Genomic DNA, 435 nt, shown 5'->3' on the forward strand with positions numbered 1-435 from the left:
GGATCGACTTCGGATAGACCGCGCCGTCCAGACGCTTGTCGCCAAGGAACGTCGGCGAGCCCTCGCCCTCGACGTCAGCGTCGAACTTCGACAGCTCGTCGTAGATCACCTCGTCGGGCGACTTCTCTCGGTAGTTCCGGGAGGCCTTGCCGCCACGAATCCAGAGGTTGCGGCGGTTCGAGAACACCTTGTTGTCCAAGGTGTTGTTGCCGTCCTTCCGGCCGAACCAGGGCGCGAGCTCCAGCATGACCGGAACGTCGCGGATCAGACCGTTGACGTGGCTTTTGCTGATGTCCTCGGCGTCCGGATCGGTCGGACTCCACATCATCACGTTGCGGCGCTTGTGCTGGATCTTGTAGCCGATGTTGGCCATCAGCAGCTTCGTGTAGCCAATCCGGGCCGACTTCACGAAGTTGACCACCCGGATCAGGTCGT

General features: G+C 61.6%; 1 protein-coding gene. It reads right to left on the reverse strand.

Annotation, left to right across the window (positions count from 1 at the left end; genetic code table 11):
- Positions 1-435, reverse strand: a 435-nt coding sequence (locus QSJ95_RS32550) for a phage terminase large subunit family protein (protein WP_285647887.1), incomplete at both ends; no start/stop codon positions are given.

Origin of the sequence: Pseudomonas sp. NBRC 100443 (genome assembly GCF_030268185.1) — a bacterium.
GTDB classification, from domain to species: domain Bacteria; phylum Pseudomonadota; class Gammaproteobacteria; order Pseudomonadales; family Pseudomonadaceae; genus Pseudomonas; species Pseudomonas citronellolis.